Source organism: Paraburkholderia sp. BCC1884 (assembly GCF_900996225.1).
GTDB lineage: Bacteria > Pseudomonadota > Gammaproteobacteria > Burkholderiales > Burkholderiaceae > Paraburkholderia.
The window spans coordinates 1-695 of sequence record NZ_CAAJGL010000083.1 but is presented as its reverse complement, the minus strand read 5'-3'; the positions used below and the strand labels follow the sequence as shown (position 1 = coordinate 695).

Sequence of the window (695 nt, the reverse complement as noted above, 5' to 3'; positions counted from 1 at the left end):
GGCGCGCTCAAGCGCGGCGACGATCCGAAGTGGGACCTCTACATCCAGGTGCTCAAGCCGGCGGATCTCGACAAGTTCGACTACAACGCGCTCGACGACACCAAGGTCTGGGCCGACGTGCCGGAGCGCAAGATCGGCACCATGACGCTGAACCGCGTGCCGGACAACTACTTCGAGAGCACCGAGGAATCGGCCTTCGCGCCCTCGCGCATGGTGCCGGGCATCGAGCCTTCGGAAGACCGCATGCTGCAGGGCCGGATGTTCTCCTACGCCGATACGCAGATGTACCGCCTGGGGGCGAACTTCAACTCGCTGCCGATCAATCGTCCGCGCGTGCCGGTGGTCAACAACAACCAGGACGGGCTGATGAACGCGGGCGACCGCAAGGGCGAGGTGAACTACGAGCCCTCGACGCTCGGCGAGATCCCGCAGGATCCGAAGTACAAGTACGTGCAGACGCCGCTGTCGGGCACCACCCAGCAGGCCGCGATCAAGAAGACGCTGAACTTCCGCCAGGCCGGCGAGTACTACCGCTCGCTGTCCTCGCAGGGCAAGGCGGACCTGGTGACGGCGCTCTCGGGCGACCTGAACCACGTCAGCAACGACGACAACAAGATCACCATGCTGTCGTACTTCTACAAGGCCGACGCCGACTACGGCAAGCGCCTGGCCTCGGCCACCCACGCGGACCTGTC

General features: G+C 64.9%; 1 protein-coding gene. It reads left to right on the top strand.

The features are described 5' to 3' along the window. On the top strand, positions 1-695 hold a 695-nt coding region (locus FQ705_RS18815; protein ID WP_144143580.1), incomplete at both ends, for a catalase.